The organism is uncultured Altibacter sp. (assembly GCF_963972995.1).
Taxonomy (GTDB): domain Bacteria; phylum Bacteroidota; class Bacteroidia; order Flavobacteriales; family Flavobacteriaceae; genus Altibacter.
This window is the reverse complement of record NZ_CAXAXI010000020.1, coordinates 1-17,042: the sequence shown is the minus strand read 5'-3', so window position 1 is coordinate 17,042 and position 17,042 is coordinate 1. Positions and strand designations below refer to the sequence as shown.

Here is a 17,042-nt window from a genome sequence, read left to right as displayed (position 1 = left end):
CTTACATTTTTTCTACGGACTTCTTATACTTTTTGTGCGGGGCGAATACGCCTGTTAAAATTCTTTGCAGAACTTGGCCGCGACTGAACATCGCTATACCTGGGATCTTGAATAATAGGGTAGCGCACCATTTTGGTAACTTCTATGGAGATACAATCGAATTCCTCTATGATGTTTCCGGTGATACCATAGATGCCTTTTCCTCGAAAGCGATAAGTTGCTGCCACGGGAGGAAAATGTACCGTATCTATAAAATCCCCATCGCGGTCCAGAAAGGTGCCAAAATACATCTGTTTCCCTTGAGAAGTGGTTGTGCGTTTTGTAGCGACCAGATAGCCTTCAATGGTTACGTTCTTCCCTATAAAAGCAGAGAGCTTTTTTACCCGCATACTGCTTCTTGCCGGAGCCAAGAGCAAATCGAAAGGATTGCACAGCGGGAAGCCAAGGAGTTCCATTTCGTCAAAGGCATCTTCCATGCGTGTATTGGGTAGGTGTGGCGTTTGAAAGTTCATTTTTTTAGTTTTAAAAAGCGTTAATTCGGTGTTGTCAAGGGTCACTTTGTTAATTTTCATATGAGCTTCCCATAAGAGTTCACGTTTGTTTCTATGAGTGAAACGGAAAGCATTTATCTTTATAAGGATGTTTATCTGTTCTATGGAAATGACCACGCGATCTATAAAATCGTCCAAGCTTTCATAGCGCCCTCTTTGCTGACGCTCTGTAAGTATTTTTTTGATGATATTAGTTTCCAGTGCATGTAAGAAACTAAAGCCAAGGAAGATCGTTGTTCCTTGAATGATAGTTTCGGATGCACTGTGATTGATACAGGGAGCTACAATAGTTCCTCCATGCATGCGGGCTTCATGGACATAGAGTTCCGCAGAATAGAACCCTCCTCCATTGTTCAATGTAGCGACCATATATTCCAAGGGATAGTATGCTTTAAGAAAAAGACTTTGGTAGCTTTCTACGGCATATGAAGCCGAATGCCCTTTTGCAAAGGCATATCCGGCAAAACTTTCTATCTGTCGCCATACTTCGGCAGCAAGGGTTTCAGATTTTCCCGAAAGATGACAGTTGTCGAAAAACTGTTGTTTGACCTTTAAAAATTCTTCTCGCGAACGAAATTTTCCTGACATTCCCCTGCGTAACATATCTGCTTCACTAAGGGTGAGTCCTCCAAAGTAGTGAGCTACTTTTATTACATCTTCCTGGTAGACCATTACTCCATAGGTTTCGGGCATGATATCCAGCATGACAGGATGTGCTTCTTTTCGTTTTTCCGGATAGCGATAACGAAGGATATATTCGCGCATCATTCCCGATTTTGCTACGCCGGGCCGAATGACCGAGCTCGCGGCTACAAGTCCCAGATAGTTGTCTACCTTCAACTTTCGAAGCAACATACGCATGGCCGGTGATTCTACATAAAAGCAACCAATCGCTTTGGCGTTTCGCAACAAGTCTTTGATACGTTCATCCTGTTTAAATCGTTTGATATCGTGAATGTCGATAGGGGGCAGGGTAGGGCGGTTGTACGCTACGATTCTTACACCATCTTTTATTTTTCCTAACCCACGCTGACTTAAAATATCGAATTTATACAAACCTATGTCTTCTGCTACTACCATATCGAACTGTGTCGTGGGAAACCCTTTGGGGGGCATAAAAGTGGCAGTATAATAATGTATGGGCTTTTCGGAGATAAGAATACCACCGGCGTGGATGCCCAGGTAATTAGGGAATCCTTGGATGTATTGGCTGTAGGTAACCACCAATCGTGATAATTTGTCTAATTCTTCAAACCTGTATTCTCCTTTGGAAAGAAGTTCAATCTCCGCTGTTGGAAGTCCAAATACTTTTCCCAATTCCCGTATCGAAGCTTTGTATTTAAAGGTATTGTAAACCGTAAGAAGGGCTGTATTTTTGAACCTGTTAAAGATAAAGGCAGTGATGTCGTCACGGTCCTTCCATGAAAAATCGATATCGAAGTCGGGAGGGTTTGTGCGATACAAATTAATGAATCGTTCAAAATAGAGGTCGAGTTCTATGGGGTCTACATCGGTGATGCGAAGTAAATACGCTACCACGCTATTCGCTCCGCTTCCACGGCCTACGTAAAAATACTGTTTGCTGCGGGCGTACTTAAGGATTTTCCAATTGATGAGAAAATAAGAGACAAATCTTTTTTCCTTGATGATATACAATTCTTTTTCGATGCGGTCTAAGATCTTATTGCCTGGGGTCTCATAGCGATACGGGATGCCTGCATAGGTAAGTTTTTTTAGCAGTTTAAAGTCAAGTATTTCATTCCCCGTATATGCATTTTGATTTTGAGGCGCTCGTTTGCTCATTTCAAAATCGATGTGACAACGACCCAGTAATCTCTTGGTATTTGTGATGAGTTCGGGAAACTCATGAAACGGTTTCACGATGGAAGCTTCGTCAGCTAGGAGATCTGTTTCTCTTCCCTGTTCGGAAACGGCTAATTTACTAAGCAAGGTATTGTTGTCTATGGCCCGAAGCAACCGATGTGTATTAAAGTCCTTTTTGTCTTTGAAGGAGGCGGTATGTAACAGCACCAGCCTATGCAGTTGGTGTCGCCAAGGTGAGAATTTTAACCGATTGAGATCTGATTCCCGTACTCCTACAAATTCATTTGTAGTAAGCTCCCTATATGGGAAAGTCTCAAAGGGATAGATGGTAAAAGTATGTGGAAGCACAGGAGCCTGCTGCGGAATTTCGTTTTCCGGTAGCAAACAATGAGACAGAAACGTATTGATCTCACGAAAACCTTCATTATTCTGAGCTAAAAGAATAAATTGTTGTTGTGCGCCCTTCCTGAAATCAACACCTACTACAGGACGTATACCGTGCTCGGGTGCTAAACGTACAATGTCTAAACACGCTGAGGTGGTATTGATGTCCGTTAATGCAAAACAGCCAATCCCAAGTTGCTGTGCTCGTTCGAGCAAGTCCTTGGGTTTCAAAGTCCCATAACGGAGACTGTAGTAGGAATGGACATTAACAATCATAATTTTGGATATATTCCAAAAATATGGAAATATTCCAATCAAGCAAAATGAAGTTGTAAACAATTTTACATGTTCATTACTTTTGCAAGAGGGATTGAGCACGACTACCTTGCCTATGCCGGCAGGCAGGCATGTAGTGGCAAAAGCCTGCCTTTGCCGTCAGACAGGCCCGACCCAGCAAAGCGGGGCTTCCCCTAAAACAAAATAACTGACACCCTGTCAGAGTCTTTCCGCTGGCATAATCCTTGTCATAAACACTGCGTACTAAATAAATTGAACTAGTAAAATATATAATTATAACACTATGAGTAAAATAATTGGAATCGACTTAGGAACTACCAACTCGTGTGTCGCCGTAATGGAGGGTAGCGAGCCAACTGTAATTCCGAATGCCGAAGGAAAAAGAACCACACCTTCTGTAATTGCTTTTGTAGAAGGTGGTGAAATTAAAGTAGGGGATCCCGCAAAACGACAAGCGGTGACCAACCCTAAGAAGACCATTTCTTCCATCAAACGATTTATGGGGAATAAGTTTTCTGAATCGAAAGCGGAAGCCGAACGCGCTGCATTCGATGTGAAAAAAGGAGATAATGATACGCCTCGCGTGGACATCGACGGGCGTCTCTATACACCACAGGAATTGAGTGCCATGATTCTTCAAAAGATGAAGAAAACGGCCGAAGATTACCTGGGGCAGGACGTAACTGAAGCGGTAATCACCGTTCCTGCGTATTTTAACGACAGTCAGCGTCAAGCAACCAAAGAAGCCGGTGAGATCGCCGGATTGAAAGTGCGTCGTATTATCAACGAACCTACAGCGGCGGCGTTGGCGTACGGACTGGATAAAAAAGGACAAGACCAGAAGATCGTTGTTTTTGACTTTGGTGGGGGTACACATGATGTATCCATCCTAGAGTTGGGAGACGGTGTGTTTGAAGTATTGTCTACAGATGGTGATACCCATTTAGGGGGTGATGATGTTGACCAAAAGATCATCAACTGGCTGGCAGACGAATTTCAGAAGGAAGAAGATATGGACCTTCGCAAAGACCCGATGGCGTTACAACGCTTGAAGGAAGCTGCCGAAAAGGCCAAGATCGAATTGTCTTCCTCTTCGCAGACTGAGATTAACCTGCCTTACGTAACAGCTACGGCCAGCGGACCAAAGCACTTGGTGAAGACCTTAACCCGTTCTAAGTTCGAGCAATTGATCGACGATCTGGTTAAAAGAACCATCAAACCTTGTGAGTCGGCGTTGAAAGCAGCCGGACTGTCTAAGAGCGATATTGATGAGATCATTCTTGTTGGTGGATCTACACGTATTCCTGCTGTACAGGAAGCGGTAGAGAAGTTCTTCGGAAAGGCACCCAGCAAAGGAGTGAATCCCGATGAGGTAGTGGCCGTTGGTGCTGCGATCCAGGGCGGTGTCTTGACAGGAGATGTGAAAGATGTCTTGTTATTGGACGTGACGCCATTGTCTTTAGGTATTGAAACCATGGGTGGTGTGATGACTAAGTTGATCGAGGCAAATACGACCATTCCTACCAAGAAATCACAGATATTCTCTACAGCGGCCGACAATCAGCCTAGTGTAGAGATCCATGTACTGCAAGGAGAACGTCCTATGGCAGCCGATAATAAAACCATTGGTCGCTTCCACTTAGACGGGATCCCGCCGGCACAGCGCGGTGTACCACAGATCGAGGTAACTTTCGATATTGATGCCAACGGTATCATTAAAGTAAGCGCTACCGATAAGGCCACGAATAAGACGCAAGACATTAGAATTGAAGCTTCCAGCGGTTTGACCGAAGAAGAGATCAAGAAGATGAAAGCTGAAGCCGAAGCGAATGCCGAAAGTGATAAGGCTGCTAAGGAGAAAGTGGACAAGATCAATGAAGCCGACGCGATGATCTTCCAGACTGAAAAGCAACTGAAAGAGTTTGGCGATAAATTGTCTGATGACAAGAAGAAGCCTATCGAAGATGCTTTGGAAGAGTTGAAGAAAGCGTACGAGACCAAAGAAGTGGCAAACATTCAGCCTGCGTTGGATAAGATCAACGAAGCATGGAAAACAGCTTCCGAAGAGATGTACAAGGCACAAGCCGAAGCTCAGCAGGGTGCTCCAACAGGAGAGCCACAAGGTGACACGTCCGGCCAGAACGGCAGTGAGAACGCCGATGTGGAAGACGTAGACTTCGAAGAAGTGAAATAAGACGTCAATGAATGCATTCTGCTGAGAAGCGGAAGCATCACGACGAGAAATAGAGAAAAAAATGCCCTGCAAATGCGGGGCATTTTTTTTGGTTCCTATCTAGATCAACACCATTGCTCCGTAAAGCAATTCTTTGAGTTACACCGGGGTATACCCGAAGTACAGCCGAAGTAAAGCCGAAGTAAAGCCGCATTAAAGCCGAAGTAATAACTTTTTAGAAAGCACATTTTATAAGTCTTTTCCTACTATTTTAACACATATCAGCCTATTACAGTGATGCAAAATCTTACCTGGCTCGTATGAACGATAAAGATTTTGAACGTCATGAGGAATGGAATTAGCGAAAGCATACAGTGCCGGTCGCCAACGCTAAATGCATGAATAGTTAACAAGGAACGTATGAACCTTCTTAGGTTGTAGTCTTTTCTTTATATTAAGCTATGTGTTTTTGACATCGCGGGCCTTATCATATGCTATTTAAAAGTTTGTTCTTAAGGAATGTTATTCTTTTATGATCTTGTCATGAAATACTGTACCATCGACGTGGCTATTAATAAAATACAATCCGGTAGACCATCCGCTAGTATCAATTTCGCCATTTAGAGTACCCGGTTCTATTCTTAAAATAGATTGTCCTGCTTGAGTGATCACCTCCATGAATTCTATCGGAACTTCATTTACAAATAAGAGGCGATCTTTGACAGGATTCGGATAAAACTGTAGTCGTTGTTCTGTAGCATTAGCAATACCAAGAATATCTTTATCGTACGAACCGGCCCATCCATATTGTGTGGTTGTGCCCGGTCGAATAATTCCTAAAGAAGTTGACAGCCCTGTATTTGTATTGATCACTCTGAGCTCTGAATCTCCAAGAGCCCCATTATACGCCGTATTCAGTAATTGATCGGTAGCATAATCGAATGTAAGTCCTTGTCCGAAATTAGCATCATAGCCAATAGGGCCTATTGCGCTGGTAATACCGGTAGCTACATCAATACCATACACGATATCATCATCAATGTCTATAGTGATGAGCGTATTAACACCGTCACTCCCCAGTGCAACAGGAACAATAAGTCCATTATTTCCGCCAATCATCTGGGCCTCCCAGGTTGTGGTATTAAGTTCTAACAAATGACTGCTGTCCACGCCATTCGTTGAAATGGCATATAGCTGACCGTTGGGAGCTCCTAAAAGTTCTATTCCAGTGATAATTTCATTTGGGGGAAGGTTCGAAACACTACCTTGAAGTGTATAGTTATTATTTTCGACTCCTCTTATATACACTTGATTAAGATTATCGATGATGACAGCGCTGTTAGGGGGAGTCCCTCGGACTATACCAGCCCCTTCGAACTCGGTAAGGGAAGAAGGGCCAAAGTTTTCCGGTAATGCGAGATCTTCAGGATCAATAGAAACTACTGAAACAGGCGTTACTGCCTGAGTTGCTCCCAAACGCCTCCGCAAAAGACTTTCGGTAACAGGTGTCTCACTATTTAAAGCAGCCTGATTTCTAATAAATTGTAATTCCTCGACAGTATAAACATCCATCACACTACCCATGTGATTCACTTTCATTCGATCCAATAATTCATCAAGGGTGTAATCTACCTGAGCCGTTGTAGTAACGCAAATCCCTAGTAGCATTCCCCATTTCACGATGTTGCTCCATTTCATATCTTGAGATTAATTGATTAGTAATCAACAAGATACAAAATTTTTAATGAATAGATATGTAACTGAAAACCGTACTTACGATTCACATCGATCCTTAAGCCTTTCTAAAGCTTTTGGCCAAGTAGTTTCAAAATAGCTTTTCCATTCCGCATTCGCATCCATTGTCACCTTAAGAAGCGTTGTATGGGGGCCTTCAGAAACAAAAGTATATTCCTCTCGTGCGCCGGCCCATTGTTCAATTTCAGGTCCTGTAGTGATCTCCTTTCCGTCCTGAACGATTCCCAGATGCTCAATACTAATAAACTCTTTGGGGCGCACTTCTCGAATACGGCTTACCATACCACCAACTCCTTGTTCCTCATCTTCGCCCAAAAACAGCATTTTCGAACCCGCTTCCCAGGTTCCTTTAAAATGCGAAGTAGGGTTGAAGGCTGCCGTCCAATGACGGAATCCGGCATCGCTTAGCATCGTTTGGTATACCGTTGCGACAGGTGCCTGAATATGAATATCAAAATGAAGTGTTTCCATAGGACTAAGATCTACTTGTTTTTGCTTTCAACATAGGTTTTAAATGAATTCAAAATCGCCTGCCAGCCGCTTCGTTGCAATTCTTTTGAATTCTCTTCTTCGGGATCGAAGGTTTCTTCCACCAAGACTCCGTCTTCCTTCGGAATAAACAATACGCGCACTCCTCTGCCGTCGTCCAGTGTAAAGGCGATACGTTCTTTTTCTTTGATCTCGGTATAGGTTCCTTCAAAATCAAAACCCACACTGCCGTCCTTGGCTTCCATACGATAGCTGAAGCGACCGTCTTCTTTGAGGTCGTTGGTAGCGCCTGGCGTATGCCAATCGGGTGATGCATGGTTCCATTGTGTAATGTGCTTAGGCGTCACCCAGCAGGTCCATACGAAATCCAGTGGCGCCTCCACCATGACCGATACTTTGATGCGATCTGATTCTTTCATAGATAGCTCCTTCAAAAAGATTTAGAATCCGTTTTTTCAGCATAAAAGTATAAAAAAAAGAGATTGAGCCATCCACAAAGTTACACTTGCAGCCACCCTCTAAATCCGCGTGCTGCATAGTAAGATTCTGCTCCGTTATGGTAGAAGAATACCCTTCCGAAGCGATAATCTCCAAAAAGTGCGCCTCCAAGCTTCCGGACGGTGTCCGGCGTCTTAATCCAACTGGAGGTCTTGGTGTCAAATTCACCCAGCGACTGCAAATGCCTGTATTGTTCCTCATCGAGCAATTGAATCCCCATGGCTTCTGCTGTATTCATGGCGTTCCCTTCGGGTTTGAATTTCTTTCGGGATTCCAGTGCTTTTTGATCGTAGCAGAGGCTTCTTCGATCTTTGGGACTCTCCTTTGCGCAATCGAAAAACGTATAGGTGTCTGTTTCCGAAGCATACTTCACCACATCGGGTTCACCTCCCGTGCGTTCCATTTCGTACAGCGACCACAATTTATTGGGTTGTACCTTCAGTTTTGATTGTAGCTTGTTCCAGTCCAATCCTGGATGGCGTTCCGGATGTTTGCTGAAACGTTCTTTAAGCGTCTTGAGAAGTGTTTCGGTTTGTACTTGTGTTAGTTCACTCATATCATGACATTCCACTCATTGTTTTTAATCGCTTTTCTACATTGCCCGTACCTAGGCAGAGCGTTTCTATTGCAGGTTTTACTGCCCGAGGTCTATCCTAAGGCTATCTTTTAACGACCTTCTTTGTCTGGATACCCGTTTCAGTGAATAGCTTCATCACATATATTCCTGAAGCGTATTTGGACAGGTCCATCGAAGTTACGTTACCTTCAAGCGTGACCAAATTCTCTCCGAGGGGGGAATACAGTTCAACTTTACGCAGCGGCTGTGCTGTTGCGGCTATGTAGATCTTGGAATCCGTTGGATTGGGATAAATTTCAGTGATCAATTCGTTTATTGGAGCTCCTAAGAGTTCGCAATTAAAATCCTGTTCCACTTTAGAGGCAGCAGGTGGGTTCACTAAAAGATCGTCTGTCAATAAAGGACAATAGCAGTCATTATCTTCTACATACAATTTGAGCCATGAGAGTGCAATTTTACCCACGGCGCCATTCCCGCCGTTGGGCGAATTAGCAACGGAGTGATTTCCGTTTGCCACTTCAAACAATAACTTATCGGTTGTATTTGGTGTAACATTGTAATGGATATCGGCGTGTTGGGCCGGAGGCGCTACCGTATCGGCTTCACCGCTAAAAATAAGCACCGGACTTCCATGATTCAATTGGGGGCTGGTAAGGTAAGGACACAAAGCAACCACACCAGCAATAGAATTGTCAAGCACGGCAGCTCTTTGCGCTCCGCCGCCACCCATCGACCAACCACTTACCGCCAGTTGGTCTAAGTTAAGGGCACCTTCCAAAGGAGATGCGGTTCTTACATTTTCTTGTCTAATGGTTTCTAGGGCATCCAAAAGTGCCAGCGCCCGTGCTTCGGGAAAATCGAAAGGAGAATTTGTACCTATAATTATCGCCACTATACCGTGGGACGCATAAAAAGGACCCCATTCTGCCACACTTGAGGGAGCAGCCGTGAATCCTGGGACGATCGCAATACTAGCAAAAGGCGGTGTAGCGTTCGTTGGATAATAGACGGTGGCACCGTTATAAGCGGGTCCGTTACGAATACCATCGGCTTCGGTAAGGGTAGCTACCTCGAAGGGTCCGGGATTGGTAAGGCTCTCGACCGTAACGCCATCACATTGTGCAAACAGTTGGTTCGAACTGAGCACTGAAGTGATGACCAACAGCAGTAAAATATAAATTTTCTTCATACGTACGAGTTGTAAACTATTAGGTTAGGAACAGCATTTTATGCATGACGCACTTGCTATTCCTGATAAATATATAACTTTTCGCTATTCTGTGAGCGGTACATATCCCACATTTAGCACCACAGCGTGGCTACTGCTCCTACTTCAAGGTCATAAAGGTCTTTTTCTTCCTTCCGTCATTCATCATGATAAAGGTGTCGGCCGCGTAGGTTCCATAAAACGGCAGATAGTATTCATTGCCTCTGTTATCTTGAATCTTGTTATAGGCTACTTGTCCGTCTACCGTATATTCAAAATCGTATAAGGAAGAAGATTCAAACCATCCCCGCGATACTTTGGTACGACCGTCGTCCTTTTCGGTAAGATTCTTTCCGGAGTTTAGAATGATGTGCAGCTGATCATCCTTCAAAAAGGCATTGTAGGAAGGGGAGGTGTCTCGCTTAAAAACACTTCGGCCCCAAGCAAGATCACCGTTAGCGGCAAACTTTAAGACCAAGATATCATCATAATGATAAACGGTTTGGTAATAGCCTCCCGTGGTTCCCGTGCGAACATATGTTGTGGTCTCATAGAATTCTTCAGCAATAAGATAAGTGCCTCCCTGACTGTCGGTAAGAACATAATCAACCTCGAAGTTCTTCAGTTCTTTTTTCTTGTCGTTCTTACGTTCGGCAGTGCGATAGCCGTAAAGATCCTCATATACCTGCTTTGGGAGCGGATGCGTTTTTTTGGTCGTTACTGAAAAGCTATTGGTGTCGATCACAAAGTCGCAGCCACCTTTCACCCGACTTGCATTCCGCTCTGAATAAAAGCCCAACAAGTGCAGTTTGTCGTTGGTTTGTGAAATGGTAAGGGACTGTATATGTTCGTCATCCAGTTTTACAATGAGCTCATCGGCTTTGTCCTTTGTGATCTTGTTCAGCACAAAAACATAGTTGGCGTCACCTTTGCTGTTCTTATTCGATCGGCCGTTGCGAAACAGTTTCCCTAAGGAGTATACAGCGGCATTGTCATCGATGAACAGATCGTTGTGTATGAACTCATGCTTTTCGTCTTCCTGATACGAACGTTCGTATTGCAGAGCTTCCGAAGCGGCATCAAAAACCCGAATGGTATATGAATTCTTGTTCTTACGAATATCGTCGGTTGCCACTGCAATATACTTGCCGTTTGGAGAGAGTGCGAAACCCGTTTTGTGGTTCTTTCGGGAACCAAACAGACTTTGTTTCTTCTCGACGGTGGTAGTGAAAAGGGTGGTTTTGGTGTGCGTCCCCGTGGCAATATCGAGGGTATGACAGTAGATGATGCGTTCGTCCTTCTCCGGTGCATAGACGGTAAAAAGTTTTAATTGATCTTTGTAGAACAGGTCGCCTACATAGGTTTCATCTTTATCGCTTTCCACCACTTTGGAAACTGTTTTAATGAGGTTTGCATCAAAAATATCGAACAAGAGGTCCCGCTTTGCATTTCGAACGATGGCGGTCTTCCCCGAAGATGTAGTATGTATGGTCAAGACCTCTGTAGACTTGACCTCGTCCTTGTATTCGGCGCTTTCGCTTACGTTGAGGTTCGTTGTGGATTGGGCAATGATCACGCCGGAAAGCGCGAGGAAACAAAGGAGTAGTATTTTTTTCATACGGTGTTAGGGTGTTGAAGGTTATTTGATTATTACGTGATTATTAGGTTTATCTATATTCATCTGTTCTTCTACAGTTGAACGGACGTAGGATTCGCCGGTACATAGTTGCTGAATGTTTTAGCGCAGCCATTTATTTTGAATTGTTTTCAATGAAGGTAGTAAGTTGCGTGATCCAATCACGGTCCGGTGCCAAAACAATTTCGGGTTTGACGCCCTGAGATTCGATAGGGAGGTAGGCTGAATGTTTCTTAGACGTGAGTACTGCCACAAAATGACCACAAGGTAGGGTATAATTATCTCCTTTCAATTCGTAGGCCGCCGTGCCGTTGGTCCTTTGGCCCACAAGGGTTGTAGCATCGAATTTACTTAATTTATACGCAAACTGCTCGGCATTGCTTATGGTACGGTGATTGGTCAAGACATAGATCTTATTTTGTTTTGCATAGCCTTTTAGGATCTTATAGAGGATATCCGAATTACGGTCGCCACCACCTCCGTTGTTTCGTAAGTCGACAATGAGATGTTCCTTGGTTAAGGTTCCGTCTAAGGACGCATAGAATGTTTCGGCATCGGACAAGGTGGGGTACCAAGCATTGAAACTTCCGATCATAAGATACGTTATGTTTTCTGAAAGTTCTTCGCGATGATAGGTATTCGTATAAGGTACTTCGGAAGCAAAGTTCGCATTGATCGCGTCTTTTCTGAAACCCATAAAGTAGAAAACACCCTGTTCGATCCTTTCGGTGTAAGCGATCAGTCTTTTTGAAGCAAGGTCACCACCAACACTTAGCAAATATTCATTTCCAAAGGGAATAAGCGTATACATCACCGTACCCGGTTCCCACAGTTCTGTTTCAGAATTTAAGACCACAGCCGTATATTTGGTATCGCTATTGTGCTTATACACCCCGAGGGTCACATAGCCTTCTTTTTTGTACACCCCTTCTACAGCTTCAATGGGCGTCGACTGTAAGGCAGTTCTTAAACTGTCCAGATTGATGTTTGGTCTGGGGAAGGCGTTAAAAAGTTTTGAGTTCTTGAATGTGGCATACGCATCGTTATTTGTTCGGACCTCTTCGGTAGCGCCTGGATCTATACTGTAGACCTTACTATGATTGTCATTTAAGCCCAATAGAAGCGTGTTGAGCAGCACATGGCAGTCGTAGCTTGTTGTAGTGTTTCTTGCTTCCTCCACGAGGCTGGTATATCCTGCTTCATAGCTATCTTTATTGACCTTATAAGCAGGTGTTTTGCGAACTTTATCATCCAAGAAGCTAAAATCCTCTGCACATTGACAGGGTTCATTCTGGGCGTTGGTGATGGTTATTGAAAGTAATACTAGTAAAATTGTTTTTTTCATGTGTAGATTCTTGTAAGCAGTTTTTATGAAGCTGTGTTAGTTATGTTCGCTTATTCAAATATCCTTGTCAGAAGTCTGAAATTCAAAAGCATGAATCCACTTATGATCATTATGAATATCGCAATCTTTTTTATATCATTCAATCCTCGTCCTTCTTTTAAGATAAATCGTCTAAAGTCTGTTGAAACAAGACTCAATAATGCGGTTAAGAATAAAAGACCAATCGCTGTTAATGCTCCGTTGCCTATTGGGAAACCTTCTCTATCTTCATAAAAGAAACGCAGAATGTCCATTAGAAAAAGGATGTTCCAACTAATTACGGCTCCAACAGCGAAACTTTTTTTTATCGGATTTCCGCCTTGAGCTTGTTTATCTTTAATCATTCTGTCAATTTGCTCAATGGAAGAATTCTCATTGCTTAAAAATCCGGTTTCTTGAATTTGAAGAAAGACCGAATTTGGATCTTTAAAAGTCCAAAAGATCACATGATCCTGATATGTTGAGACCTTATGGTTGATCTTTATACCTTGTCCGATTATTGGAACCATTGTATAAGGCTCGATCGAAATAACGTCGGAAGGTTTAAAAGTGAGATGACTGATGATGGAAGCGTTTATTTCCATTCTGTCTTTACTCACTTTCAGGGTAGCAAAAGGGAACGTAGCATTTGCGTTTCCAACTCTTGCACCGCCTGTTAATTTGAACTCATTCATGTATCGATAGATTCTTTCGGTATATGACCCATAATCATTCATTAATTAGTTCCCGGTTCTAAATGCTATTAGATAGGGTTTTAAAGGAATGCTTTCTTCAGTTCTAAAGTTGTTTGTAATATACAATTGATATTCTTTATTAGGTTCCAAAACAACGGGAATTGTCCAAGAACTGTTGTCATCTCCCCATCGTCTACCGTTTATAGTCCCTTTCGGGAAAGCGTCTTGTCCCAGCTCTCCGAAATCTACACCGGTATTATGTCCGTTCAAGGGTTGTGAGAAGGTTATGGTAATTTCGGTAATATTCGGACTCACATGGCTGCTATGGTTTTCGAATTGCATAATGCCTGTCACGACAGGACGTCTGTTTTCAAAGGTTTGATATAAGGTGTCCAATGGTTGTGAAAAATAACCGGATTTTCTTACGAATGCTTCAATTTCTGCTTCATTGGTATAATCCAATTCGATCATTTTTCGAATGGCAGCTTTTTTGTCTTCAGCTTGTTCGTAGTAGCGTTCACATATTTGATATCCCACAGCATATCCCAAGTCTCTCATGCCAAATTCGTTTGGCGCATTTCCATCCAGCCATTTATATAGGTTATTATGATAGAACATTTCCGTTTCGAAAACCTCCCTCATCCTTTTAGCATTAGCCATACCATAGGCGATTTGGGGGTTTGGGGAGTTAATCTCAAGGGCCTTGGCGGCCACGAATTCGGCAACCCCTTCATAAAGGACTAATGACAAGATATTAAATACCCGCGGATTCTGTTGGGTATGCACATATTCATGGACGTTTAGAAACACCAGATGTTCTTTGGGATTTGTTGCAAAATGCGATCGCAGGTGCGAAAGATTATCTGGAAACTCGCGGGTTTCTGTGGCACTGTCTGCCAGTGAAATTTCAGCGCCTATAAGGACCAGACTATCAATGGTGGTTCCTCCCGTTCTAAAAGCGCCTATTGTAAAGTAGATCTTTGCCGGTTTTAATTGAGGGTAGACCCCTCTTAATTTTTCTATACCGTTCTCTAGGTCCGAACTTACTTTGTCTGCTAGCAAGGTGTTCTCCCTAATAGAGGTCCAGAATTTCGGATAATTATTGATCGCATATACATATTCTTGAGGGGTATAGTTTCTTGCCTGGATAATACCCTTGAGTCCTGCGGTTGCTTTCTGAAGATAAAGGCTATCGAGGAATTGGAACTGCAAGGTGGAATCTTGGGTAGAAACAATCTTGTCATACGCTTCCCAAAAGTTTGTAATATCGGCTGTAATGACGTTTCGGTTCACGTTTATTTGGGGCTTGCACTGTGAAAGTAGCAGTACTGTAACCAGCAGCATAAAAGTTTGTTTCATCCTATAATTGTGAATTTTTGTTTCCTTCGCATAATTTATTTGAACCTACAGCATATAAAAAACCCGACACCTGCCATTGAGGAACAGCTGGAAGTCGGGGAGGAGTTTAAAGATAGTATTTTTTGTGAATGGAGAATACTAAAAACAGACATTTATAGACAAAAAGCGTTATGCATTTGTGCCATGCATACTTTTATTCATGCAATATTTCTTTCCATTTGTCAGATTCTGCAAAGGCTTTAATGCTGTCATTTCTCTTTTCTAGTAACTTGGTAATGTATTTTGTAAGAAATAATCGGTCAACGATTTTTCCTACCATTCCAAAAGGCGATGTGTATTCAAAAAAATCAGTCATCAATGTGCCGCCCTTCACAGTTTCAAAATGATGCTCGTGCCGAAATTCTTTAAAGGCTCCTTTTTGCATTTCATCCACAAAGTAGTTTGGCCGATCGTATGCTGTAATTTTGGAAGTCAGGTTTTGATAGATGCCTAAATGTTTAGCGCGCCAAGTAACACTTTCGTTTAATCCGATGAGTCCGGTTGTCTTACCTGCTATTGCCGTTTCGTTCGTGTGCGCCGTAGACAAGGTATGAAAGTCAACGCTGCGAGAAAGGTCGAAAACGATTTCTTTGGTAGCTTTAATTTCAGTCCGGAGTGTAATTTTCGGCATAATATCTATTACTCTGTATGGTACCGCTCTTGAATGTCGTGTCGTGGTGCCTTAGATAAAAGTAATTAAAATTCAATTAGGGAGTGTTGGTTGTTACCTCAGTTCTTTGTTGGCACCAGTTTTATTCTTTTTAAAGATCAATGAAATCAAATATATAATCAAAATCGATATAGATCCTATTCCTATTCCATAACTCAATCGCCAGAACCAAATCATAGCAGTTTGTCCACCTTGAAAAGTATCTTTCTCCGAAAAATTAAAAGATAGGTTTCCGGCAAGTAAATACGAAATGGGAACCCATAGAATTCCCAGTACGATTATTATTTTTAAAAAACCACTCAAAATTCTATTCAGTTTAGTTGTTGGATTCCTGAATTCTCGACATCCTATAAAAATTGTAAGAGGTAATGAAATCATTCCGAGCCATGTTATAAAAGTTCCCAAGGGAATCGTATGGAATTCATCCAAAGGTAAGGTCAATAAGGGAGATCCTGTCACTAAAAGTATAATTGAACTTATAGTCACAATCAAAAAGATATAGAACCAAATATTAATTCTTTTCATCAAAAATTATTGCCAACGGTTTTGTGTATGGGTTCGTGCGGATTTTAACCGAGCGCTTTGCGATCGGATGAGCCGTTTACGGCGAAAAATCCGCTGGAAAAGAAAGCGCGACGGTTACCAAGCGCAAAGTTTTCCACGAATCGTTAAAGTTTAAAAGTAAGAAAAATTTCTGGTTAGTATTTACTACCTCATCACCTTTACACGTGTAATGCTCATTGTGGCCCGTTGGTTAATCGAATAGCCTTTCCTACAAAACCAACAAACGTGTAACTGAAAATTCGTACCATGAAACCGCGCAGTGAAGCGTTATGTAGAACCATTGGCAAAAATTTCAAGAAAGTGATTACTATTTCTTTTTTTGAATAGCAACCTAAACGAAAGAGAGAGATAGTTCACGAGATCAAAACACATTTTCCTGTTTTATAATTGACTATATTTAGTAGTACTTATAAATACATCAATACCTGTTCAATGTTTAATGCTTTTATTTCTTATTCACACGCAGCTGATGGAAAACTTGCTCCAGCATTACAAATCGCCCTAGAAAAGATTGCCAAACCTTGGTACAAACTTCGAAATCTTAACATCTTTAGGGATGAATCCAGTTTGTCAGCCTCACCTCATTTATGGACCAATATTCAAACGGCATTGGATAATTCGGAGTATTTAGTTTATATGGCGTCTCCAGAATCGGCCAATTCTAAATGGGTCATCAAAGAAATTGAGTATTGGTTAGAACTCAAACCTTTGGACCATATTCTTATTGTGCTGACCGAAGGAGAGATTACATGGTCTGTTCAAGACGAATCCATTAACCAACCCAATCAGACTTCGTTACCCGAAATACTGACCAACAGATTAAAAGAGGATCCATTTTATATTGATTTACGAGCGGCAAAATCTCAAGAAGATATTTCATTAAACAACCCCTTGTTTAGAAAAGAAGTTTTGAAACTGGCTGCTCACCTACATGGCAAGGCACCCAAGGATATGGCAGGGG

The 17,042-nt window shown here is 42.4% G+C and carries 13 protein-coding genes; 2 read left to right on the top strand and 11 right to left on the bottom strand.

What is annotated here, in order from left to right; all coding sequences use genetic code 11:
• Positions 1–23 precede the first annotated feature (23 nt).
• Complete coding sequence (gene dnaE / locus AACZ11_RS09300; RefSeq protein WP_290627455.1) at positions 24–3,035, bottom strand: DNA polymerase III subunit alpha; 3,012 nt, start codon at positions 3,033–3,035, stop codon at positions 24–26.
• Between the two features lie 304 nt (positions 3,036–3,339).
• Here dnaE and dnaK point away from each other — a divergent pair, with 304 nt between their 5' ends.
• Positions 3,340–5,250 (top strand): molecular chaperone DnaK, encoded by a 1,911-nt coding sequence (gene dnaK / locus AACZ11_RS09295; protein ID WP_290627457.1) that lies wholly within the window; start codon positions 3,340–3,342, stop codon positions 5,248–5,250.
• A 501-nt stretch (positions 5,251–5,751) separates the two neighbouring features.
• On the opposite strand, the gene AACZ11_RS09290 is transcribed toward dnaK, so the two are convergent.
• The 10 genes from AACZ11_RS09290 to AACZ11_RS09245 form a co-directional block, all read right to left on the bottom strand.
• A complete protein-coding gene (locus tag AACZ11_RS09290) occupies positions 5,752–6,927 on the bottom strand; it encodes a T9SS type A sorting domain-containing protein (RefSeq protein ID WP_290627459.1) in 1,176 nt (391 codons plus the stop codon).
• A 75-nt stretch (positions 6,928–7,002) separates the two neighbouring features.
• The gene (locus tag AACZ11_RS09285) at positions 7,003–7,455 is read right to left on the bottom strand and encodes an SRPBCC domain-containing protein (RefSeq protein ID WP_290627461.1); all 453 of its coding nucleotides are present in this window, start codon (positions 7,453–7,455) and stop codon (positions 7,003–7,005) included.
• A gap of 11 nt (positions 7,456–7,466) precedes the next feature.
• The gene (locus AACZ11_RS09280; RefSeq protein ID WP_290627463.1) at positions 7,467–7,892 is read right to left on the bottom strand and encodes an SRPBCC family protein; all 426 of its coding nucleotides are present in this window, start codon (positions 7,890–7,892) and stop codon (positions 7,467–7,469) included.
• 80 nt (positions 7,893–7,972) lie between these two features.
• Positions 7,973–8,527, bottom strand: a complete 555-nt coding sequence (locus tag AACZ11_RS09275; RefSeq protein ID WP_290627465.1) for a DUF4256 domain-containing protein — start codon at positions 8,525–8,527, stop codon at positions 7,973–7,975.
• Positions 8,528–8,630: 103 nt separating this feature from the next.
• Positions 8,631–9,737, bottom strand: a complete 1,107-nt coding sequence (locus AACZ11_RS09270; RefSeq protein ID WP_290627467.1) for a T9SS type A sorting domain-containing protein — start codon at positions 9,735–9,737, stop codon at positions 8,631–8,633.
• A gap of 139 nt (positions 9,738–9,876) precedes the next feature.
• Positions 9,877–11,373, bottom strand: coding sequence for a hypothetical protein (locus tag AACZ11_RS09265; RefSeq protein WP_290627468.1), 1,497 nt, complete (start codon positions 11,371–11,373; stop codon positions 9,877–9,879).
• Between the two features lie 133 nt (positions 11,374–11,506).
• Positions 11,507–12,736, bottom strand: a complete 1,230-nt coding sequence (locus tag AACZ11_RS09260) for a S41 family peptidase (protein WP_290627469.1) — start codon at positions 12,734–12,736, stop codon at positions 11,507–11,509.
• A gap of 50 nt (positions 12,737–12,786) precedes the next feature.
• Positions 12,787–13,491: a hypothetical protein gene (locus tag AACZ11_RS09255; protein ID WP_339832241.1), complete on the bottom strand. Its 705-nt coding sequence runs from the start codon at positions 13,489–13,491 to the stop codon at positions 12,787–12,789.
• Positions 13,492–13,494: 3 nt separating this feature from the next.
• Entirely contained in the window at positions 13,495–14,808 is a 1,314-nt protein-coding gene (locus tag AACZ11_RS09250; RefSeq protein ID WP_290627473.1) for a hypothetical protein, read from the bottom strand.
• A 193-nt stretch (positions 14,809–15,001) separates the two neighbouring features.
• A complete protein-coding gene (locus tag AACZ11_RS09245) occupies positions 15,002–15,478 on the bottom strand; it encodes an SRPBCC family protein (RefSeq protein ID WP_290627474.1) in 477 nt (158 codons plus the stop codon).
• A gap of 1,035 nt (positions 15,479–16,513) precedes the next feature.
• Between AACZ11_RS09245 and AACZ11_RS09240 the strand changes: the two genes are divergently transcribed.
• On the top strand, positions 16,514–17,042 hold a 529-nt coding region (locus tag AACZ11_RS09240; protein WP_290627478.1), incomplete at its 3' end, for a TIR domain-containing protein.